The organism is Bradyrhizobium sp. UFLA05-112, from assembly GCF_053572325.1.
This window is the reverse complement of sequence record NZ_JBANBK010000001.1, coordinates 1-19,684: the sequence shown is the minus strand read 5'-3', so window position 1 is coordinate 19,684 and position 19,684 is coordinate 1. Positions and strand designations below refer to the sequence as shown.

At 65.5% G+C, this 19,684-nt stretch carries 22 protein-coding genes and 1 pseudogene; 11 read left to right on the top strand and 12 right to left on the bottom strand.

Going from position 1 to position 19,684, the window contains the following annotated elements:
• Nucleotides 1-60 precede the first annotated feature (60 nt).
• Nucleotides 61-738 (top strand): AAA family ATPase, encoded by a 678-nt coding sequence (locus SO180_RS00115; protein WP_449376819.1) that lies wholly within the window; start codon nucleotides 61-63, stop codon nucleotides 736-738.
• 125 nt (nucleotides 739-863) lie between these two features.
• Here SO180_RS00115 and SO180_RS00110 read toward each other — a convergent pair whose 3' ends face one another.
• The 3 genes from SO180_RS00110 to SO180_RS00100 form a co-directional block, all read right to left on the bottom strand.
• Nucleotides 864-995 carry a hypothetical protein gene (locus SO180_RS00110; protein WP_449376818.1) on the bottom strand — a complete coding sequence of 44 codons (132 nt, stop codon included), beginning with the start codon at nucleotides 993-995 and terminating at the stop codon, nucleotides 864-866.
• A 140-nt stretch (nucleotides 996-1,135) separates the two neighbouring features.
• Nucleotides 1,136-1,285 carry a hypothetical protein gene (locus SO180_RS00105; protein WP_449376817.1) on the bottom strand — a complete coding sequence of 50 codons (150 nt, stop codon included), beginning with the start codon at nucleotides 1,283-1,285 and terminating at the stop codon, nucleotides 1,136-1,138.
• Nucleotides 1,286-1,519: 234 nt separating this feature from the next.
• Entirely contained in the window at nucleotides 1,520-2,293 is a 774-nt protein-coding gene (locus SO180_RS00100) for a protein phosphatase CheZ (RefSeq protein ID WP_449376816.1), read from the bottom strand.
• A 312-nt stretch (nucleotides 2,294-2,605) separates the two neighbouring features.
• Here SO180_RS00100 and SO180_RS00095 point away from each other — a divergent pair, with 312 nt between their 5' ends.
• A complete protein-coding gene (locus SO180_RS00095) occupies nucleotides 2,606-3,406 on the top strand; it encodes a L,D-transpeptidase (RefSeq protein WP_449376815.1) in 801 nt (266 codons plus the stop codon).
• 70 nt (nucleotides 3,407-3,476) lie between these two features.
• Here SO180_RS00095 and SO180_RS00090 read toward each other — a convergent pair whose 3' ends face one another.
• From SO180_RS00090 to SO180_RS00065, 6 genes and pseudogenes are all read right to left on the bottom strand, one after another.
• Nucleotides 3,477-4,298 carry a DUF2076 domain-containing protein gene (locus SO180_RS00090; protein ID WP_449376814.1) on the bottom strand — a complete coding sequence of 274 codons (822 nt, stop codon included), beginning with the start codon at nucleotides 4,296-4,298 and terminating at the stop codon, nucleotides 3,477-3,479.
• Nucleotides 4,299-4,422: 124 nt separating this feature from the next.
• On the bottom strand, nucleotides 4,423-5,271 hold the full coding sequence (locus SO180_RS00085) for a ChbG/HpnK family deacetylase (RefSeq protein WP_449376813.1): 849 nt from the start codon (nucleotides 5,269-5,271) through the stop codon (nucleotides 4,423-4,425).
• A complete protein-coding gene (locus SO180_RS00080) occupies nucleotides 5,268-6,314 on the bottom strand; it encodes a glycosyltransferase family 2 protein (protein WP_449376812.1) in 1,047 nt (348 codons plus the stop codon). The genes SO180_RS00085 and SO180_RS00080 overlap by 4 nt, the downstream gene beginning before the upstream one ends.
• A 99-nt stretch (nucleotides 6,315-6,413) precedes the next feature.
• Nucleotides 6,414-7,391, bottom strand: a complete 978-nt coding sequence (hisG, locus tag SO180_RS00075) for an ATP phosphoribosyltransferase (RefSeq protein WP_449376811.1) — start codon at nucleotides 7,389-7,391, stop codon at nucleotides 6,414-6,416.
• A gap of 3 nt (nucleotides 7,392-7,394) precedes the next feature.
• Complete coding sequence (locus SO180_RS00070) at nucleotides 7,395-8,543, bottom strand: ATP phosphoribosyltransferase regulatory subunit (protein WP_449376810.1); 1,149 nt, start codon at nucleotides 8,541-8,543, stop codon at nucleotides 7,395-7,397.
• A gap of 31 nt (nucleotides 8,544-8,574) precedes the next feature.
• Nucleotides 8,575-9,300: pseudogene (locus SO180_RS00065) on the bottom strand (16S rRNA (uracil(1498)-N(3))-methyltransferase); the annotation flags it as partial.
• A gap of 212 nt (nucleotides 9,301-9,512) precedes the next feature.
• Here SO180_RS00065 and SO180_RS00060 point away from each other — a divergent pair.
• Complete coding sequence (locus SO180_RS00060; RefSeq protein ID WP_449376809.1) at nucleotides 9,513-10,178, top strand: hypothetical protein; 666 nt, start codon at nucleotides 9,513-9,515, stop codon at nucleotides 10,176-10,178.
• Between the two features lie 136 nt (nucleotides 10,179-10,314).
• Entirely contained in the window at nucleotides 10,315-11,271 is a 957-nt protein-coding gene (gene ubiA, locus SO180_RS00055; RefSeq protein ID WP_449376808.1) for a 4-hydroxybenzoate octaprenyltransferase, read from the top strand.
• A 96-nt stretch (nucleotides 11,272-11,367) separates the two neighbouring features.
• Here ubiA and SO180_RS00050 read toward each other — a convergent pair whose 3' ends face one another.
• Nucleotides 11,368-11,886: a DUF6101 family protein gene (locus SO180_RS00050; protein ID WP_449376807.1), complete on the bottom strand. Its 519-nt coding sequence runs from the start codon at nucleotides 11,884-11,886 to the stop codon at nucleotides 11,368-11,370.
• Nucleotides 11,887-12,165: 279 nt separating this feature from the next.
• Here SO180_RS00050 and SO180_RS00045 point away from each other — a divergent pair, with 279 nt between their 5' ends.
• Genes SO180_RS00045 through lpxK form a run of 6 tightly spaced genes read left to right on the top strand, consistent with a single transcriptional unit; the run spans nucleotide 12,166 to nucleotide 17,692 of the window.
• Nucleotides 12,166-13,563, top strand: coding sequence for a TldD/PmbA family protein (locus SO180_RS00045; RefSeq protein WP_449376806.1), 1,398 nt, complete (start codon nucleotides 12,166-12,168; stop codon nucleotides 13,561-13,563).
• Entirely contained in the window at nucleotides 13,550-14,368 is an 819-nt protein-coding gene (locus SO180_RS00040) for a 3'(2'),5'-bisphosphate nucleotidase CysQ (protein ID WP_449376805.1), read from the top strand. Before SO180_RS00045 ends, SO180_RS00040 begins: the two co-directional genes overlap by 14 nt.
• Nucleotides 14,369-14,427: 59 nt before the next feature.
• Nucleotides 14,428-14,676: a DUF4170 domain-containing protein gene (locus tag SO180_RS00035; protein ID WP_449376804.1), complete on the top strand. Its 249-nt coding sequence runs from the start codon at nucleotides 14,428-14,430 to the stop codon at nucleotides 14,674-14,676.
• A complete protein-coding gene (locus SO180_RS00030) occupies nucleotides 14,673-15,386 on the top strand; it encodes a lysophospholipid acyltransferase family protein (RefSeq protein ID WP_449376803.1) in 714 nt (237 codons plus the stop codon). The genes SO180_RS00035 and SO180_RS00030 overlap by 4 nt, the downstream gene beginning before the upstream one ends.
• Nucleotides 15,349-16,683, top strand: coding sequence for a 3-deoxy-D-manno-octulosonic acid transferase (locus SO180_RS00025; protein ID WP_449376802.1), 1,335 nt, complete (start codon nucleotides 15,349-15,351; stop codon nucleotides 16,681-16,683). The genes SO180_RS00030 and SO180_RS00025 overlap by 38 nt, the downstream gene beginning before the upstream one ends.
• On the top strand, nucleotides 16,676-17,692 hold the full coding sequence (lpxK, locus tag SO180_RS00020) for a tetraacyldisaccharide 4'-kinase (RefSeq protein ID WP_449376801.1): 1,017 nt from the start codon (nucleotides 16,676-16,678) through the stop codon (nucleotides 17,690-17,692). Before SO180_RS00025 ends, lpxK begins: the two co-directional genes overlap by 8 nt.
• Nucleotides 17,693-17,925: 233 nt before the next feature.
• On the opposite strand, the gene SO180_RS00015 is transcribed toward lpxK, so the two are convergent.
• Complete coding sequence (locus tag SO180_RS00015; RefSeq protein ID WP_449376800.1) at nucleotides 17,926-18,153, bottom strand: DUF2093 domain-containing protein; 228 nt, start codon at nucleotides 18,151-18,153, stop codon at nucleotides 17,926-17,928.
• A gap of 185 nt (nucleotides 18,154-18,338) precedes the next feature.
• Here SO180_RS00015 and SO180_RS00010 point away from each other — a divergent pair, with 185 nt between their 5' ends.
• Nucleotides 18,339-19,163, top strand: coding sequence for a dienelactone hydrolase family protein (locus tag SO180_RS00010; protein WP_449376799.1), 825 nt, complete (start codon nucleotides 18,339-18,341; stop codon nucleotides 19,161-19,163).
• Nucleotides 19,164-19,349: 186 nt separating this feature from the next.
• Here the strand turns inward: SO180_RS00010 and SO180_RS00005 are convergent.
• The coding region (locus SO180_RS00005; protein WP_449376798.1) for a hypothetical protein at nucleotides 19,350-19,684 on the bottom strand (335 nt) is incomplete at its 5' end.

Here is a 19,684-nt window from a genome sequence, read left to right as displayed (position 1 = left end):
TTCACGAATCAGCGCGCTGATTCATTTTCGCGACCTGGGGTCAATCTGGAGGCCAAGGGTATGAACGTTATTGTTTTTGCATCGCGTAAAGGCGGCTCGGGCAAGAGTACCCTTGCTGCACATCTCGCCGCGCAGATCAAGGCGAGCAAACAGGTTCTGCTGGTAGACGCGGATCCGCAGGGCTCGCTCACGCTGTGGCACAAGCTGCGTGGCACCAACGAGCCGCCGATCAAGGCCGCCGTCAACTCGGTCAGCGGCATCGTCTCCGCTGCCAAGCGCGACGGCTATGAATGGGTGTTGATCGACACGCCGCCGAACCTTTCGGCCGTGGTCGACGACGCGATCAAGAACGCAACCATGGTGGTCATTCCGGCACGGCCTGGCGTGTTCGACGTCAACGCGGTGCAGGAAACCATCCAGATGTGCCGCGCCGCGCGCAAGCCCTACGCAGTCGTGCTCAACGGCGCACCCGCCCGCCGCGACGAAGCCGAAAGCCCGATCGTCACCATCGCCCGCGAGGCGCTCGCAAAATTCCGCGCCCCGGTCTGGGGCGGCCAGATCACCAACCGCTCGGATCTGTTGATGGCGCTGAGCCACGGCGAGGGCGCGCGGGAATATCAGGCGGAGAGCCGCGCCGCGCAGGAGATCGCAAGGCTGTGGGCCGCGATCGAGCGTTCAGTCAAGGCAATCCGTGGCACGGCGTCGGCATCCGGCGCAATGCACAAGCAGGCCGCGTAGTTTTTATTGTTCATTTTTCCTGGGCAACGAAAAACGCGCGGTTGGCCCGCGCGTTTTGCGTTTTCGGTCTTCCGTTGTCATTCCGGGGCGCCCGAAGGGCGAACCCGGAATCTCGAGATCAAGCACTACGCCACCATCAGCATGTAGAACACGATCACCGGTGACAGCGTGAGGATCACCGACCAGATGCCGGCGGCCCAGAGGATGTCCTCGGTGGTAAAGCCCTGCTGCTCGGCGGCCGGATAACCAGGCGCCATATCATTTCGAGTATTCACTAAACGCCCCCCGCGAGTTCTTCGCTTGCGGGCGCGAGTGATACTAGAAACGTTTTAACATCCGCCTCGCTGGCTCCCGCACAATTGGAACACGGACGCTACCGCGGATTAACTATTTCGCGTCAGCCCGCGAGCCAGACGCGAAACAGCAGCACCGGCATCAGGCCGAGCATCACGGCCCAGAAGCCGAACGACGAGATCACCAGAAGTCCTTGCAAGAGATCGGCGGGCGCGAAGTCTTCCGCGGCCGTCGGCCGGGTACGATGTCCCATGGTTTCCCCCTATGGATTGGTCCTTGAGAGAAACGATAGGGCGCGATGCGTAAACGGGCCGTGGATGCGCCATGCGGCGCCTGCGAAGGCCGTTGAAGCGAGATTAACCACGGGCACGCTTCCTCCCCTGTCCCCTTGCGGGCGAGGGTGCCGGTGTCTGGATTTGCGGTGAGGTTCGAAAACAAAAACGCCGGCTTGGCGCCGGCGTTTTGCTTCTCTCTATGTCCCGTCCGGTCAGTCGAACAGGGCGTCGATGTCGTCCTGCGAGGCGTGGCCGACGTCGCCGGCGAGCTTCGGGCCATTGAGGAGCTTGGCGTCTTCATCGCGGGTGTCGATGATCGGCGGCGCGTGGGCCTTGATCGCGTCGACGCCGCCCCAGATCTCCATCATCGCATTGATGTGCTGCTCGATGAACTTCATCGTGCCCATCACCTTGCTGATGCGCTGACCGGTCAGGTCCTGGAAGTTGCAGGCCTCGAAGATCGAGATGACGCGTTCCTGGATGTCGTCGGCAAGCCGCTTCTGCTGGTCGACCGAGTCCACCTTGGAGAGCGCGCTCGCGGCCTGGTCGATCGACTCGGCCGCTTCGAGGATCTGCTGGGTCGCCTGCTCGGTGCCGCCGACCACCGCGCCGAGCTCGCCATTGACCTTGGCCATCTCCTCGCCGTTGAAGCTCTTGCCGTGCAGCACAGCGATCTCGCGCTTGGTTCGGCTGATGGCATCGTGGATGAGGTCGAGCTCGACCTTCAGCTTCTCGCACTGTTCGATCTGGGCGCGGTAGGTCTCCAGCATCGCGCGTGCGTCGGCGACTTCCTGGGCCATGACGGTTTCGCTCGGCGGGAGCGAGGCGTGCCCGGCGTGGCTGTTGCGCGCCATCTGCGCGCGGATCGCGCGCAGCTCGGCCATGATCTCGCTGTGCATCGGAGCAGCCTCGTCGATCATCTCTGGACTGGGCATCTCGCCGACGATTGCTTCCTCGACGCGAAAACGTTTGCGGTGAACAGCCATATTGGAACTCCCCCCACCTCACTCACGCGGTCTTTGTAGACAGAAGGGATTTAACACGACGTTCACGGCGGGAACTGCTTTGCGATTGCTCGCAATTCGCGCGCACACCAGCGATTAACCATGCGTATCAGCCGTTCACCGAAAATAAACGCTAGCGGGCAAAAGGGGCTGATGTTCGCGACGTGGTGAATCAAAACACGGTTTCCGTTTACCAAACCAAACGGCTTTTGATTTTAAGTGGGCCGCATCGCGAAGGGCCAGTCTGAGCCTGCCGCGATGAACGCACCAGACGAAACAGTACAGAGTACGTCGATGTTCAAGAAAATGTCTGTCGCGCTGCTCGGCAGCGCATGCACCTTTGTTGCCGGGATCGACCGCGCCGCCGCCTTCGACAACACCGTGCCATCCGATCCGCCCGCCGTGCTCTATGCGCCGCAGGTTCCGCCGCAGCCGGTGCGCGTCGCCTCCAATGCCAACATGGGCGGCGGCTTCATCGAATTCCTGTTCGGCGGCGAGGAGCGGGGCCAGCGCTACTATCCGCAGCAGCAGCCGACGTATCAGCAGCAGCCGGCCTATTACGACCAGCGCCAGTTGCCGCCGATGGGCGAGCCGCAGATGCAGGGCGCAGTGCCGCAGGCGGAAGCCGTCGATCCGCGCTCGCGTCAGTTCGATCCGAAGTTCGAAAAACAGCTTGTCGCCTACGAGGGCAGGGAAGGCGCCGGCACCATCGTCGTCGATACGCCCAACAAGTTCCTCTATCTGGTCGAAGGCAACGGCAAGGCGCTGCGCTACGGCATCGGCGTCGGCCGCCCAGGCTTCACCTGGTCGGGCGTAAAGGCGATCACGGCCAAGCGCGAATGGCCGGCCTGGACGCCGCCAGCGGAAATGATCGCACGCCGTCCCGACCTGCCGCGGCACATGGAGGGCGGTCCAGAAAATCCGCTCGGCGCGCGCGCGATGTATCTGGGTTCGTCGCTCTACCGCATCCACGGCTCCAACGAGCCCTGGACCATCGGCACCAACGTTTCCTCCGGCTGCATCCGCATGCGCAACGAGGATGTCATCGACCTCTATGGCCGCGTCAATGTCGGCACCAGGGTCGTGGTGATGTGATCGCCGCGAGAGCCGCGAAACGAAAACGGCCGCCGAAAGGCGGCCGTTTTGCATTTGATGGTGACGTTGCTTAGGCGTAATCGCTACCGCCGTCGTCATCGCCGCCCAAATCGCTGTCGTCGGCCATGTCGGTGTTGTCGTCGTCGTAGTCCTGCTGATCGTCGTTCTGATCGTTCGACGCCTGGTCGAAGAGGCCCTGGTGGGAATCATCGCGGCCGCGGTTGGAGCCGATGTCGTTGACGCCGGCATCGCGCGCGAGCGAGCCGCCGGACTGGTCGCTGCTGCCGCCCCACGGGCTGCCGCCGCCACCGCGCTCCTCGATGATCGTGGTGTCGCCAAAAGCCTGATGCGATCCGCCCATCCCGCCCATCATGTTGCGGATGCCGGAGAGCAGCATCGAGCCGCCGACGACGCCGGCCGCGGCAGCTGCCGCGGTGCCAAGGAAGGAACCGCCGCCACCGCCACCACCGAAGGGCGGCGCGCCGTAACCCTGCTGCTGCCCGTAAGGCGGCTGGCCGTAGCCGGGCGGCTGGGCCTGTTGCATCGCCTGGCCGGAGTTCCAGACCGGTCGCTGCTCGCGTTGCGGCACGTTCGGAACCGAGCCGCGCGATTGGCCACCGCCGAACAGGGTGTCGCGCATGGAATCCAGGAAGCCGCCGGACTGCGCCTGCTCAGGCGCATGTGCGGCCTCCAGCTCCTGGATGCGGGCGTTGGCGCGCTTCAGCGCCTCGTCCTGGAGCAGAACGGTCTGCACCAGCGCATACATGGCGTTGGGCGCCTTGTTCAGGCCGTCATTGATCGCGGCGATCGCATTCGGATCGCGCGGTGCATTTTCAAGCTTGGAAAGCCGGTCGAAAAGCTCGTCGACGAGCTGGCGTTCTTGCGGCGTCATGATCGATCTCCCTTGCGCGAACCAAGCGCGCCGAAGATGTAGGGTTCCATTGTGGCGCCAACAGTAGGTCGCGGATTAAATTTCGGTATGCGACAAGCTGCCCGATCCCTTGCGGCCCGCGGTTTCATGCCAATGTCACGTTGTTCGCTGCCAGGAGCTGAGGGAATGCCTCGCTTGCGAGGTATCTGTGTTCGCGCTCGCGGACATCAGTCATTGGATCGAGGCTCCGCAACGTCTCGTCGACGAAGCCGGGATGACACATCACGAGACCGCCGTCCGGCAGGTCCGCGATGAACTCGCCCATCAGCTTGCCGAAATCAGTCTCGTCGCGCGTGAAATCATAGGCGCCAGCGAAGCCAGGGTTGAACGCGAGACCGGCCTGCCGCGCGCGGCGGCGGAATTGCGCGCTCAGGACATCCAGCACCAGCGCTTTCGGCGAGCCGAGCCGCTGTGCAAGCGGCAACTCGCGGCCGCCCTGGCGCACCCAGGCTTCTGGCGCGGCGTCGCGGATTGCGGCGACGAAGCCATCGCGCACCTGCGGAAAGAGCTGCACATGCTGATGGCCGTCGACGAAATCAGGCGCGCGTCCGAACGCCTGCGTGAAGGCCGCGAGCTGAGCCTTCACCTCCGCGTAAATGATCTCACGGTCGAGCCGCCGCATCAGTCCCGCACGCAGCAGCTTTGGGAAGGCCAAGAACATGTCGCCTTCGAGCGGGCGGAAATGCATGGTCAGCGGGCGGAACGGTGCCGACAGCGTGACATGCAATCCGATCGCGCAGCGCGAGCTTTTCGTCCGAGACGCTTCCAGCGCGTCGATCTCGCTGCGACCGATTGCAGGTCCCGGCATCATCACCGATGTCGCATTGAGACGGCTGCGTTCGATGAGGTCGCGAATGGCGCGGTTGACGCCCGCGCTGATCCCGTAATCGTCGGCGCAGAGCCAGATACGCCGCGGCTTCGCCGCTTCGTTCATTCGGCCGCCGTCCGGCTCGAGGCGTCGTCGGCGTTGCCGGTCTCGACACGCTTCTCGCTGTGCTCGGCGACGAAGTAGATCGGGCGCGCCTTCAGCTCGGACAGGATCTTGCCGATATACTCGCCGACGATGCCGATCATGATGAGCTGCACGCCGCCGATCGTCATCAGGCCGACCACGAGCGAGGGATAGCCGGGCACCTGCTTGCCGGTGGTGAAGACCTCCCAGAGGATGGAGAGGCCGAACAGGAAGGCAACGCCGGCGAGCACGACGCCGAGCAGGCTGGCAAAGCGCAACGGGGCCACCGAGAACGAGGTCAGGCCCTCGATCGAGAGTCCGAGCAGCCGCGCCGCATTGAAGGTGGTCACGCCATGGGCGCGTGCCGCGGGTTCGTAGTCGACGCGGATCTGGCGGAAGCCGATCCAGCTTGCGAGCCCCTTGAAGAAGCGGTTGCGCTCGGGCAGTTGCCGCAGCGCTGCGACTGCGCGCGGCGACAGCAGGCGGAAGTCGCCGGCGTCTTCAGGGATCTTCTGCCGGGCGCCCCAATTGATCAGCGCGTAGAAGCCGTGCACGGCGAGCCGGCGCAGGAACGGCTCGTTGTCGCGATGCGCCTTGGCGGTATAGACAACGTCGTAGCCGTCATCGATCCAGTGCCCGACGAGCTGTTCCACCAGCGCCGGCGGATGCTGGCCGTCGCCGTCCATGAACATCACGGCGCCGCGGCGGGCATGGTCGAGGCCGGCCATCAGCGCCGCCTCCTTGCCGAAATTGCGCGACAGCGACACCACCTGCACATCGATCGCGTCGGCCGGCAGCGCGCGGGCGATCGCAAGCGTCGAATCGGCGCTGCCGTCGTCGACATAGACGACCTCGCAAGCGAGGCGATAGCGGTCCCGCAGCGTCCTGGCGAGATCGCAGAGCCGCTGGTGCAGCGAGGCAAGGCCCGCCGCCTCGTTATAAACCGGCACGACAATCGACAGCCCTTTGGCCGCGGCGCTCGTTGCGGTGGTGGTCAGGGCGGAAACGTCAGAGCCCAGCGTCATCGATCAAGGTTCCAGAGCACTCAAAACTCGTTCGAACGGCATATGGTAGCTGTCGTTTGCTGTCGCTACGCTGAACGCGCCCCAAGGGATCCCCGCGCCTCACTGCCGCAGGAACGCCTCGAGCTTGGCGAACAGCGGGTTCTCGCGGTCGAAGACGTAGTCGAGCGAGACCACCGAGACGGTCTCGGCGCCATGGTCGCGCAGGAAACTCGCCAGCGCATAGAGTTTTGCGGGTGGACAGTGCAGCGTCAACATCCCCGACGAGGTCGGCCCGCCGAACGGCGCTTCCACGCCGAAATTCCGGTGGGCCTCGCTCAGCAATGGTGCATCGCACTGCCGGAAGCGGGTGCGGACCTCGCGGTATTGGTTTGCCCGCGCCCGGGCCGCGATGTGATCGAGGATCACGCGCGCCGTCTCCCGCGCCTCCGGCGACCAGTCGGCGTCCCTGGAGGCGACCAGATTGGCCTGGCTGCGCAGCATGACACCGTCGTCGAGGATCTTCAGGCCATTGGCGGCAAGCGTGGCGCCGGTCGTGGTGATGTCGACGATCAGCTCGGCGGTACCGGCCGCAGGCGCGCCTTCGGTCGCGCCGGTGCTTTCGACGATCCGGTAGTCGACGATGCCGTGGCTCGAAAAGAACGCCCGCGTGAGGTTGATGAACTTGGTCGCGACCCGCATCCGCCGGTGGTGCTGCTCGCGGAAGCCGGTGGTGACGTCGTCGAGATCGGCCATGGTGCGGACATCGATCCAGGCCTGCGGCACGGCGACCACGACGTCGGCATAGCCGAAGCCGAGCCGCTCGATCAGCGCGACGCGCTTGTCGGCATCCGCAATGTTCTCGTGCACCAGATCCTCGCCGGTGACGCCGAGATGCGCCATGCCGCGGGCCAGCTGCGAGGCGATCTCGCTGGCCGAGAGATAGGCGATCTCGACATTGTCGAGGCCGGCGATGGTGCCGCGATAATCGCGCGCACCGCCCGCCTTCGACAGCGTCAGCCCTGCGCGGGCGAAAAAGGCTTCGGCGTTTTCCTGGAGGCGGCCCTTGGACGGAACGGCCAGAACGAACGGCGCGCTCATGACTTAAGCTCCCTTGCGGCCGATCGTGGCGAGCGCATCGACCCAGACCGAGAAGCCGACCGCGGGGATCGGCGTCTGCGATCCGAGCTGGGTCATCAGGCCGTCGTAGCGGCCGCCAGCGACCAGCGGCTCAACGCCATTGCCCCTGTGATGCACTTCGAACTCGAAGCCGGTGTAGTAGTCGAGACCGCGTCCGAACGAGGTCGAGAAACGCGTCTCCTTCACGTCGATGCCGCGCGCGGCCATGAAGCCGACGCGGTTCTCGAACAGGTCGATCGCCGCCGAGATATCCAGCCTGGTGTCCAGGGCGAGCGCGCGCAGCTCGGCGACCGCCTGATCCGGATTGCCTGAGATCGACAGGAAGCGCTTGAGCACGGTCAGCGCCTCGGGCGGCAGGGCGCCGCTCTTCAGGGTGGATTGCTCCAGGAAGCGGTCGGCGATTTCGGCCGTCGTGCGGCCCCCGACATTGGTGGTACCGGCGATCGACATCAGGTCGGTGACCAGCGCAAGCGCCGCCTTGCGGTCGGAGCCGGCTAGGGCCGCCAGCACTCCCTCATATTCGTTGCGGGTGGTGGCGGTTGCAATCGAGAGGCGTCCCAGATCCTGCTCGAGGCTGATCTTGCGATTGAAATCCTTGATCAGCCGGCGCCGCCAGACCGGAAATAGGTCGAGCGCGTCGATCACGGCATTGAACAGAGCCACGTCGCCGGTGCGGATCTCGACGTCGCGAACGCCGAAGGCTGCGGTCGCCTCCAGCGCCAGTGCGAGCATCTCGGCGTCGGCCGCGGCGCGGTCCTGGCGGCCGAAGGATTCGATGCCGGCTTGCAGGAACTCGCTCGGACGGCCGCTCCGGTAGCGAAACACCGGGCCGAGATAGCTGAAGCCCGCGGGCTCGCCGGCGCTTCCCGAGGCGAGGTAATCGCGGGCCACGGGAATCGTCAGGTCCGGGCGCAGGCAGAGTTCCTCGCCGGTCGGGTCGGTGGTGAGGTACAGGCTCTTGCGGATGTCCTCGCCGGAGAGATCCAGGAACGGCTCGGCCGGCTGGAGAATCGGGGGCTCGGCGTGGACGTAACCGGCCTGCGCGAACGACAACAGCAGCGTATCCGCCCAGGCGGCGGAGCCGGCAGCATTTGAGGTGGCAGTCGCGGTCATGATGAGGTCCGTGATGTGTATAAGAGACAGGCACGGACTGGACGAGTGCAAGGGCCGCTACCGCCGCGGTATCGGCCCGCAGGATCCGCGGACCCAGGGCCAGGCGCAGGGTATGGGGCTGGCGCAGCACCAGGACGCGCTCCTCCTCGGCAAATCCGCCCTCGGGGCCGATCAGCACGTCGATGCCCTGAGCCGCATCGCGCGCCGTTTTCAGGGCCTCGATCGGGTTTTCTGTCTCCGCCGCCTCGTCGCAAAACACCAGGAGCCGCTGTGCGGCGCGCTGGCTGAGGAAGCGCTCGAGCGGAACCAGATCGGCCACGGTCGCAAGGCTCAGGATGCCGCACTGCTCGGCCGCTTCGATGACGTTGGCGCGCATGCGCTCGCCATTGACGCGCGAGGCCTGGGTAAAGCGGGTCACCACCGGTTGGAGGGTCGAGGCGCCCATCTCCACCGCTTTCTGGACGACGTAATCCAGCCGCGCATGCTTGAGCGGAGCGAAGACGTAGGCGAGGTCAGGCAGGTTATCCTGCGTGCGGGTCTGCTGGAGGATCACCAGGGCATCGGGGCGTTTGCGGCCCTCGATCGCGGCCTGCCATTCGCCGTCGCGGCCGTTGAACGCCAGGATGGGATCGCCGGCGCCAAGCCGCAGCACGTTGCCGAGGTAATTGCTCTGGTCACGGTCGAGCGCGACCCGGGCGTCCTGGATGAGGTCGGCCTCGACGAACAGGCGGGGGGCACGGAAGTCGTGGGAAGGCATGCGTTCAGGGTCCGGTTTGCGGCGTTCTTAACCGAAAGCAGGGATTTGGGGGTAAATATTGCCTTCAGCGTGCGTCCCCGCGCCGCGCTCTTGCCCTATTCGACGGGTTGTTAAGGTCCGGCAGGAATCGTAAAAGCGCGAAAACGCCGGTTGCGCTTCAATTGGGAAGGCGCCACCCCCCCCCTGTGGATCCTGCCGGAGATACAGCCTTGATGATCCGTCGTTTGATGGTTCCGATCACTGCCGCCATGGTGGCGATGGGCGCGGCCAGCGTCCAGGCGCAGAGCGCGTTCCCCGCGCCGCTGCCCGGCCAGGCTGCGGCCCCCGCGAACGATTCCGCTTTTCCGCCGGTCAACGGCCGCGCGCCGGTCGCCAGCATCGGGGCCCCACCGCAGGCTTCGTTCCCGACCAATGGCGCCCCGCCGGTCGGCGGGGGCGGCTTCAGCGCCGCGTCGCCGAGCGCGCCCAGCGCCGGCGCCGAGCAGTGCATGAAGGCCTTCATGGCGCTGCGGGACGAGACGGAGAAGCGCGGCAAGCTGATCAAAGCCGCAAGCGATCGCCATGCGCCGCCGGATGAGGCCTGCAAGCTGATTGGCAGTTTCGTCCAGGCCGAAGTGAAGATGATGAGATATGTCGAGGCCAACGCCGCCAAATGCGGAATTCCTCAGCAGATCAGCGAGCAGTTGAAGGCCGGGCACAAGAACAGCGAGGGCATGCAGAACAAGGTCTGCCAGGTGGCGCAGCAGATCAAGCAGCGCGGGCCGGCCGGCCCATCCCTGAGCGAAGTGGTGGGCTCCGGGTCGGCGCCCGAAGCCAACGCCGCCAAGAAGGGCGGCAACACCTTCGACACGCTCAACGGCAACGTCCTGACCCGATGAGGCGTGTGCCGCGGATTTGAAGTTCCTACGGTGCTTGCCGCGAGACCTCATCGGAACTTCAAATCGGCGGCACGTGAACTATGATTTCTAGCGAGTGATCTTATAGTTTTCGAAGTTCGTACCGGAATGCATTGCGATGGAATACGAACTTCGAAAACCGGGCACTAGCGCATCCGCCCGCGTTGCCGATTCCACCGGCAACTGGGTCGATACAATCGCGCCGCAATGGGCGCAGCCTTATTTGCGGCTGTCCCGCTACGATCGCCCGATCGGCTCCTGGCTGCTGTTGATGCCGTGCTGGTGGTCGGCGGCGTTGGCCGCCGGCATCGCACGCGATGTTCGTCATCTGCCGCTTACGATCGTCCTGTTCTTCATCGGTGCCTTCGTCATGCGCGGCGCCGGCTGCGCCTGGAACGACATCACCGACCGCGACCTCGATGCCAGGGTCGAGCGCACGCGCTCGCGGCCGCTGCCCGCGGGACAAATCACCGTGAAGCAGGCGCTGGCCTTCCTGGTCGCGCAGGCGCTGGTCGGCCTCATCGTGCTGCTCCAGTTCAACCGCTTTGCGGTCATGACCGGCATCGCCTCTCTCGTGATCGTCGCCATCTATCCCTTCATGAAGCGCGTCACCTGGTGGCCGCAGGTCTTCCTCGGCCTCGCTTTCTCCTGGGGCGCGCTGATGGGCTTTGCCGTCACCTTCGCGCGCGTCGATCCGACGGCGCTCGTGCTTTACGCCGGTTCGATCGCCTGGGTGATCGGCTATGACACGATCTATGCGCATCAGGACGCCGAAGACGATGCGCTGATCGGCGTCAAGTCCACCGCACGCCTGTTCGGCGCGCACACGCATCAGGCGCTGATCATGTTCTACGGGCTCGCGGTGATGCTGATCGGCGTCGCCTTTGCCTCCGCGGACGTACGCTGGCCGGCCTGGCTCGGGCTCGCCGCCTTTGCCGCGCATCTGGCCTGGCAGGTCAAGCGGTTGAACATCAGCGACGGGGCGCTCTGCCTTCGCCTGTTCAAGTCGAACAAGCATGCGGGGTTGCTGCTGTTTGCGGGGCTGCTTGCCGACGCGGTGATGCGGGCATCGTAGGGCGGGCAAAGGCGCGCTTGCGCCGTGCCCACCATCTTTCCACGATTGCGACAGAAGAGGTGCGCACGCTTTCGCTTTGCCCACCCTATGGCACCGTCAATTCCTCGCGATGATCTCGCGCTCGTCGCGATGGACCGGCAGCTCGCGCGCGACGCCGGCGCGCCGGCGTACCAGAAATTTCGGACGGCGATCGCGGATCGCGTTGCGGCGGCGGCGCCGGGCTGCGGGATCGCGTTTGGCTTCGTCCAGCTGGGGCAGGGCGAAGATCTCGCTCCACATCGTCCATGCCTTCGCGATCTCGTCGGCGTCGGCGCTGACGAGAAGCGGAACGGCAAGCGAAGGATCGCGATGCACGAGGACGAGCATTTGCGCGTCGTCGATGCCGCGTAGCGCAATGCCGATGAAATCGCTGACGCGGACATTGACGGCCATCTGCATGCCGCGCACGGCACGGCGCAGCACGACGCGTTCGCGATGAAGCTCGATGTGCCTGACGTGGCCGTCGGCGCGCGGATCATGCGCATCGAAACGGACCGGCAGAGAAAGAGGGTCGAGCCGCAAGGAGCGGCTCGACCCGGCGGGATTGGCCCCGCTTGTTGCTGTTTGACGCCTCACGGCTCGTAAGTCTCCCCGCCGGGATTATGTTCCCGGTCGATGCGAGGACCTTAGCGCGACAGGTTGCTGAAACGGCTTAAAAAGGCTGGTTAAGGAGGCGTCACCGCCCAGCATGATTGACAAGACCTTGGCGCGCATGATTGACGGGACGTTGCGCGAAAGGCGAGAATCTGAGCTTTTCGTGACCTGAAAATGCTTGAAGTCCGCTCCAATTGGGCACATCTGGTTGGTTTGGCCGCAACTGGCTTCGAAACCGCCAATCCCGACAGGATTTCGTTCGTGAACGCTTCACCATCCGCAAGCTCGACGCTTTCGTCCAAGGCCAACCGCGACCTTTTCGATCAATCCGCGCTGTCAGATCTCGCGCAGCGGCTGGTTGAGGCAGCCAAGCGTGCCGGCGCGGACGCGGCCGATGCCGTCGCCGTGCGCGGCATCTCGCAGGGCGTCGAGGTCCGCGACGGCCGCGTCGAGGAATCCGAGCGTTCCGAGGGCGATGATGTCGGCCTGCGCGTGCTGGTCGGCCAGCGCCAGGCGGTGGTCTCGACCAATGACGTCAGCGGCGACGCCGTGACCAAGCTCGCGGAACGCGCGGTTGCGATGGCGAAGGTCGCCCCGCTCGACAAATATGTCGGCCTCGCCGATCCCGCGCTGCTGGCGCGCGACTTCCCCGATCTCGACCTGCTCGATCCCAACGTGCCCGCCACCGCCGAGCTCGAGCGGCGCGCGCTGGAAGCCGAAGCCGCCGCGCTCGCCGTGACAGGCGTGACGAAATCCGGCGGCGCGTCGGCCTCCGCCGGCATCGGCGGCATGGTGCTGGTGACGAGCACCGGCTTCCAAGGCTCTTACCTCCGCTCCAGCCAGGGCATCTCGGCGACCGCGATTACCGGCGAAGGCACGAGCATGGAGCGCGACTACGATTTCACTTCGGCGCCGCATGCCGCCGATCTGCTGTCGCCCGAAACGGTCGGCCGCTCCGCGGGCGAGCGCACCGTGGCGCGCTTCAATCCGCGCAAGGTCGAGACCTGCAAGGTACCCGTCGTGTTCGATCCGCGCGTCGCGGGCTCGCTGGTCGGCCATCTCGTCGGCGCCATCAATGGCGCCTCGATCGCGCGCAAGACCAGCTTCTTGAAGAACAAGCTCGGCCAGCAGCTCTTTGCCAGGAACATCCGCATCATCGACGATCCGCTGCGCAAGCGCGGCCTGCGCTCGCAGACCTTCGACGCCGAGGGCGTCGCGGTGAAGAGCCAGGCGCTGGTCGACGAGGGCGTGCTGACGACCTGGCTGCTCGACTGCGCGACCGCGCGCGAGCTCGGGCTTCAGACCACCGGCCACGCCCATCGCGGCGTCTCCTCCTCGCCCTCGCCGGGGCCGTACAATCTGCATCTCGAAGCGGGAACGCCGACGCCGGCCGAGCTGATCTCCGACATCAAGCAGGGCTTCTACGTCACCGACCTGATCGGCTCCGGCGTCAACGGCGTCACCGGCGACTACAGCCGCGGCGCCTCGGGCTTCTGGATCGAGAACGGCAAGACCACCTATCCCGTCAGCGAGGTCACGATCGCGGGCCATCTGTTCGAGATTTTCAAATCAATGCAGCCGGCCAACGATCTCGAGTTCCGCTACGGTATCAATGCGCCCACGGTGCGCATCGAGGGTCTGACGCTTGGCGGACGTTGACGCGAGCACGATCGGCGAGACCATCCTGACACGCGACGCGGCGCTGCTGAAGGAGACGGTGCGGGAAGCAGGGAGCCTCGCTCATGCGATGTTCCGCACCGAGCTGAAGAAGTGGATCAAGGGCGCCTCCTCGCCGGTCTCCGAAGCCGACATCGCCGTCAACGATCTCCTCGAGGCGCGCCTGCGCGGTGCGACACCTGACTATGGCTGGCTCTCGGAGGAGAGCGCCGACGACGAGACGCGGCTGAAGCGGCGGCTGGTCTGGGTCGTCGATCCCATCGACGGCACGCGCAACTATCTCAATGGTCATGACGACTGGTGCGTCAGCGTGGCCCTGGTCGAGGATGCATCGCCCATTCTCGCCGCTGTCTTTGCGCCGACGAGCGGCGAGTTCTTCTTCGCCGCGCGCGGACGCGGCACGACCTTGAACGATGTGCCGGTGCGGGCGACGGAAGGCTCAGAGCTCGATTTCTCCCGGGTTGCCGGACCGAAGCCGCTGGTCGAGCGCCTCAAGCCGTCACTGGGCGAGATCAAGCTGCATCCGCGAATCGGTTCGCTGGCGCTCCGCCTCTGCCGGGTTGCCCATGGCGCGCTCGATGCGGCTTTTGCGGGGGGCAACAGCCATGACTGGGACCTTGCGGCGGCCGATTTGATCGTGCAGGAAGCGGATGGTAGGATGAGCGACCTCTCCGGAGATCCCCTCCTCTATAATCGCCGGGAAGTGGCGCACGGGGTGCTGGTGGCCGCGGGCCGCGACCGTCATGCAAACATTGTCGCACATTTTCGAAAGCGCCCCTTGCCCTGAGCGCGTCCGTCGTGCTTATCGATCACTGCTTGCCGGGCAGCCCGTTAGGAAGAGAACCCATGTCAGATAGCGCCCCGCAACAACTGCTCCATCTCGTCATCGGCGGCGAGCTCGTCGACCTCGAACACAACACGTTCAAGAATCTGGACGACGTCGAGATCGTCGGCCTCTACCCGAACTATGCGACCGCTCACGCCGCCTGGCGGGCCAAGGCGCAGAGCACGGTCGACAATGCGCAGATGCGTTATTTCATCGTCCATCTCCACCGGCTGCTCGACCCGGGTCAAGAACCGAAGCCGGCGCGTTGAAGAGACTGCTTCGCAATACGCTGCGAAGCAGCTTCGTTCAGCGTGCCGCCGGTTTCCTGGCGGCCGAATATCTGCGTCTGGTCTGGCGGACCAACAAGTTTACGTTCGATCCGCCAGACGTCTACGGCCAGGTCGAGCCACGGATCCCGGCGATCTTCGCCTTCTGGCACGGTCAGCATTTCCTGACGCCGTTCATCAAGAACAAGGAGTCCTACCGGGCCAAGGTGCTGATCTCGCGGCATCGCGACGGCGAGTTCAACGCCATCGCGGTGGAGCGGCTCGGCATCGGCACCATCCGCGGCTCCGGCGACCATGGCGGCGCCTTCCACCGTAAAGGTGGCGTCGGCGCTTTCAGGGAAATGGTGCAGGCGCTCCAGGACAACTATAATGTGGCATTGACGGCCGATGTCCCGAAGCGCGCGCGCGTCGCCGGGCTCGGCATCATCATGCTGGCACGGGAATCGGGGCGGCCGATCATGCCTTTCGCGATGGCGACCAGCCGCTTCATCCGGCTCAAGAACTGGGATCGCACCACCATCAATTTGCCATTTGGGCGAGGCGCATTGGTGGGCATCAAGGAAATCAACGTCCCTCCGGACGCCGACGCCGCCACCATGGAGGCGCTGCGGCAGGAGCTGGAGGAGACGTTGAACGAAGCGACCCGCCTCGCCTATGCCCAACTCGGCCGCCCGGAACCGGACCATGCCTAATTCGCTGCCGATGACGCTGCGGATGTACCAGCGGCTGTCGTCCGGCCTGGTGCCGCTCGCGCCTGCGCTGATCAAGCGCCGGCTCAAGCAGGGCAAGGAAGACCCGGCCCGCGTCGGCGAACGGCGCGGCCTCAGCGAGGACGTGCGGCCGCATGGCCCGCTGGTCTGGATCCACGGCGCCAGCGTCGGCGAGGTGCTGGCCGCAGCGGCGCTCGTCGAGCGGCTACGCGACCTCAATTTGCGGATCCTGCTGACATCGGGCACGGTGACCTCGGCCGCGATGGTGGCCAAGCGCTTTCCGCCCGACGTCATCCATCAATACGTGCCGTATGACTCGCCGCGCTATGTCGCGCGCTTCCTCGATCACTGGCAGCCGTCGCTCGCTTTGTTCATCGAATCCGATCTGTGGCCGAACCTGATTCTGGCGGGCGCCGCGCGGCGCGTGCCGATGGTCCTGATCAACGGGCGGATGTCGCCGCGTTCCTTCCCGCGCTGGCGGCGGGTGCAGGGCACGATCTCGGCGCTGCTCTCCAAGTTCGACATCTGCCTCGCGCAGTCGAAGACCGATGCGGAGCGCTTTGCCGCGCTCGGCAGCCAGAACGTCGCGATCACGGGCAACCTCAAGCTCGACGTGCCGGCCCCGCCCGCAGATCCCGCAAAGCTCGAGCGGCTGATGGCGGTGACGCGGGGACGTCCCATCATCGTCGCGGCCTCGACCCATCCGGGCGAGGACGAGATGCTGATCTCGGCGCATCGCACGCTCACTGGTTTCTTTCCTTCGCTGCTGACCGTGATCGTGCCGCGTCATCCGGATCGCGGCTCGTCGATATCGGGGTTGATCACGGCCGCGGGCCTGAAGCCGGGCCAGCGCTCGCGCGAGGAGCTGCCGACGGCTGCGACCGACATCTATGTCGCCGACACCATGGGCGAGCTCGGCCTGTTCTACCGCCTGTCTCCGATCGTGTTCATGGGCAAATCGCTGATCGGGCATGGCGGCCAGAATCCGATCGAGGCGATCAAGCTCGGCGCCGCCATCGTCCACGGGCCGAACGTCTCCAACTTCAGCGAGCTCTATGAGGCGCTCGACCAAAGCGGCGGCGCGCGCGTCGCCGACAGCCAGGAGGCGCTGGTGAAGCAGCTCGGCCAGTTGCTCGCGGATCCCGCCGTGCGCGACAAGATGCAGCGCGCCGGCCATGGCGTGGTGGAGCAGCTCGGCGGCGCGCTGGATCGCACGCTCGTGGCCCTCGAACCCTATCTGCTTCAGCTCCGGCTCGAGATGGGAGCCGCCAATGCGTGAGCCGGCCTTCTGGTACCGGCCACGTTCGTTCAAGTCGCATCTTTTACGGCCGCTCGGTGCGCTCTATGGCGCGGTCGCGGAGCGCCGCATGATGCGCAAGGGCTTTGATGCCGGCATTCCCGTGCTCTGCGTCGGTAACTATCATGTCGGGGGCGCCGGCAAGACGCCGACGGTGCTGGCCCTGACCAAACTCTTGCGCGCGCTCGGCGAAGCTCCGGTCGTGCTCAGCCGCGGCTATGGCGGGCGCTTGCAGGGCCCGGTGATAGTCGATGCTGCCAGGCACAGCGCGGCCGATGTCGGCGACGAGCCGCTGATGATGGTGCGCGAGGTGCCGGTCGCGGTGGCGCGCGACCGCATCAGTGGTGTTGCGCTTGCGAGGTCGCAGGGCGCGACCGTGATCCTGATGGACGACGGCTTTCAGAATCCGCGCATCCAGAAGGATGCCTCGCTCATCGTGATCGACGGCGTGCGCGGGATCGGCAACGGCGAGGTGTTTCCCGCAGGGCCCCTGCGCGCGCCGCTGAAGATGCAGATGTCGCGCACCGACGCGCTTGTTCTGATCGGCGACGGACAGGCCGTGGACGGCATCGCCGCCGAAATCGCCGCGCGCGGAAAACCGGTGCTGCGCGCGCGTCTGAAGCCGGAGGCTGTATCGGTCGCGCGGCTGTTCGGCAAGCCGGTGCTCGCCTTTGCCGGAATCGGCGATCCCGAGCGCTTCTTCCGGACGCTGCGTGCCAGTGGCATCGACGTCGCGCGCGCGCATCCTTTCGCCGATCATCACATGTTCTCGAAGGCCGAGATCGATGCGATGGTGGATGAGGCAAGACGCGAGCAGCTCACGCTCGTCACCACCGAGAAGGACCTCGCGCGCCTGCGCGGCATGGCGGGCCTCAGCCCCGACATCGTGTCGTTCGCCGTCACGCTCGAATTCGACGATATGCCGGGCCTGCGCCGTTTCGTCAGCGACCGCCTGTTCAGGGCAAGAGAGAGCAGGTTCGCGGCGCGCTGAATTGCAGTTTGTAGCGGGCGCTGAATTGCAGTTTGTAGGGTGGGCAAAGCGAAGCGTGCCCACCACTTTCTGTCTCGGTTAGGGAAAGATGGTGGGCACGGCGCTGCGCGCCTTTGCCCACCCTGCGCAATCCCCATTCAGCCGCCATTCATCGAATGCTGCCTATCGATGCAGGCTCGAACGGGAGAATTCGCGTGAACTGTCGTCCATCGCCGTCGCCGCCAGCGCGGCCATCACTCCTGCGACGTCAGCGCGCGCGGAAAATGCCGTTGCAGCACGGCGGTCGGTTGGGCGTAGGCCTCTTGCAGGTCGACGCTCCAGTATTTCAGCTCGTCGAGAGGGATCCGCGTGTCGGTCACGGCGCAGCGCACATAAGTCCCCGGCGAGATCACGCGAAAATCGCCGTCCAGATATTGCACCTGCGCCTCGCCATGGCCCGAGGGGCCGAACTTGTTCAGCACGGTCGATCGTCTCCGTGGAAGCCCGCGTGAGGGGCGTGATTTGGTTGATTTCAATCTAGCATAGATGGGGTCGCTTGTCCGCCCGTTAAACCCACCGATTTGTGATGTTTTGCAGGCATTTCCGCGTGATAATTTTGCGGCGAAGGATCGTTGGTCCCGGTCCGCTCATGACCCGGCAGTCTCCGATGCGCCTTCCGTTCACCATTCTCTTCGCAATGCTCCTGATGTCGGTCGCGCGCGCCGCGCCCGCGCCGCAGGCGATCGAGATTCCGCTTGGCTCGGGAGCACTGCACGCGCAGCTCTACAAGCCCGATGGCGATGGCCCGTTTCCGACCGTGATCGCGCTGCACGGCTGCGGCGGCCTTGGCGGTCATTCCGATCCCGTGCTGCCGCGCTACCGCGACTGGACCGAGCAACTGCTCAAGGCCGGCAACGCGGTGCTCTGGCCCGACAGCTACGGCTCGCGCGAAGTCGGGCCGCAATGCCGCGTCAAGGACGTGCACGTCAAGGCGCGGCGCGAGCGCGTTGCCGACATCGCGGCGGCACGCGGCTGGCTGATGAAGCAGCCCTGGGTCGCGCGCGATCGCGTCAGCCTGATCGGTTGGGCCAATGGTGCGAGCGCGCTGCTCTGGGCCGTGCGCCCGCAAAACGCCGGCCGCGATGGTGCGCCGGATTTTCGCGCCGCGATCGCGTTCTATCCGGACTGCCGCATTTCGGCGGGGCTCGGCTGGAGCACGCGCGTGCCGACTCTGCTCCTGATCGGCGGCAAGGATGACATCTCCTCGCCGCCGGCCTGCCGCCAGATGGTGGACGGCGCCTACGGCCGCAGCGCGCTCGCACGCATCGTGGTCTATCCCGGCGCCTATCACGATTTCGACCGCGCCAACCTCCCGCTGCACGCGCCTGCCACCAGCCCCGACGTGGCAACGCCCGATCGCGGCCATGTCGGAACCGACACCGAGGCCCGCGCGGATTCGCAGAAGCAGGTCGCGGAATGGCTGGCGCGGTGAGGGGAGGGCGGGCCGGCAGTTCCCCAAGCGGGGCCGCCCGAGGAACAACGTCGTAGCGGACAGCCCCGCATCGAGCACCGCCCTGCACAGGTCGTCATGGCCGACAGCGTAGAGCTACGAATCGTGTAACGCGCCGGTTTCAGGTTTCATTCAGCGTCGCCGGTCATAGTTCGACCATGATGTCAGCTAAACGCCATTCATCATGATGAACCGCTTCTTCCTGTTTTCCTCCGCACTGGTCGTCTTCACCATCGCGATCCTGCTCTTTGAGGCCCACGCCGGCGCGCCGATGGCTGCACCGGAACATTGCGGCTTCTGGACCACGATCGATGCCGGATTGTCCTGCCGGTAGATCGCCGGCTCTCGCTGCAGCGCGAAGTGCATAGCAACGCGTTCTGGACTTGCGATAGCGGGTGCTATTGCTCGCACTTCGTCATTGCGAGCGCAGCGAAGATTCCATGGGGAGTGGATAGCGACCGGGTCTGAGGCCAGACTGAGGTTGCTGAATCCATTCAACCTGG

What these genes read in the sequence shown, in the direction of transcription:
- SO180_RS00025 (WP_449376802.1), top strand. Translation starts at nt 15,349, where the DNA reads ATGCCCAACTCGGCCGCCCGGAACCGGACCATGCCTAATTCGCTGCCG.
- SO180_RS00060 (WP_449376809.1), top strand. Translation starts at nt 9,513, where the DNA reads ATGATCCGTCGTTTGATGGTTCCGATCACTGCCGCCATGGTGGCGATG.
- SO180_RS00115 (WP_449376819.1), top strand. Translation starts at nt 61, where the DNA reads ATGAACGTTATTGTTTTTGCATCGCGTAAAGGCGGCTCGGGCAAGAGT.
- SO180_RS00090 (WP_449376814.1), bottom strand. Translation starts at nt 4,298, where the DNA reads ATGACGCCGCAAGAACGCCAGCTCGTCGACGAGCTTTTCGACCGGCTT.
- SO180_RS00080 (WP_449376812.1), bottom strand. Translation starts at nt 6,314, where the DNA reads ATGACGCTGGGCTCTGACGTTTCCGCCCTGACCACCACCGCAACGAGC.
- SO180_RS00010 (WP_449376799.1), top strand. Translation starts at nt 18,339, where the DNA reads ATGCGCCTTCCGTTCACCATTCTCTTCGCAATGCTCCTGATGTCGGTC.
- hisG (WP_449376811.1), bottom strand. Translation starts at nt 7,391, where the DNA reads ATGAGCGCGCCGTTCGTTCTGGCCGTTCCGTCCAAGGGCCGCCTCCAG.
- lpxK (WP_449376801.1), top strand. Translation starts at nt 16,676, where the DNA reads ATGCGTGAGCCGGCCTTCTGGTACCGGCCACGTTCGTTCAAGTCGCAT.
- SO180_RS00110 (WP_449376818.1), bottom strand. Translation starts at nt 995, where the DNA reads ATGGCGCCTGGTTATCCGGCCGCCGAGCAGCAGGGCTTTACCACCGAG.
- SO180_RS00095 (WP_449376815.1), top strand. Translation starts at nt 2,606, where the DNA reads ATGTTCAAGAAAATGTCTGTCGCGCTGCTCGGCAGCGCATGCACCTTT.
- SO180_RS00085 (WP_449376813.1), bottom strand. Translation starts at nt 5,271, where the DNA reads ATGAACGAAGCGGCGAAGCCGCGGCGTATCTGGCTCTGCGCCGACGAT.
- SO180_RS00070 (WP_449376810.1), bottom strand. Translation starts at nt 8,543, where the DNA reads ATGACCGCGACTGCCACCTCAAATGCTGCCGGCTCCGCCGCCTGGGCG.
- ubiA (WP_449376808.1), top strand. Translation starts at nt 10,315, where the DNA reads ATGGAATACGAACTTCGAAAACCGGGCACTAGCGCATCCGCCCGCGTT.
- SO180_RS00035 (WP_449376804.1), top strand. Translation starts at nt 14,428, where the DNA reads ATGTCAGATAGCGCCCCGCAACAACTGCTCCATCTCGTCATCGGCGGC.
- SO180_RS00100 (WP_449376816.1), bottom strand. Translation starts at nt 2,293, where the DNA reads ATGGCTGTTCACCGCAAACGTTTTCGCGTCGAGGAAGCAATCGTCGGC.
- SO180_RS00105 (WP_449376817.1), bottom strand. Translation starts at nt 1,285, where the DNA reads ATGGGACATCGTACCCGGCCGACGGCCGCGGAAGACTTCGCGCCCGCC.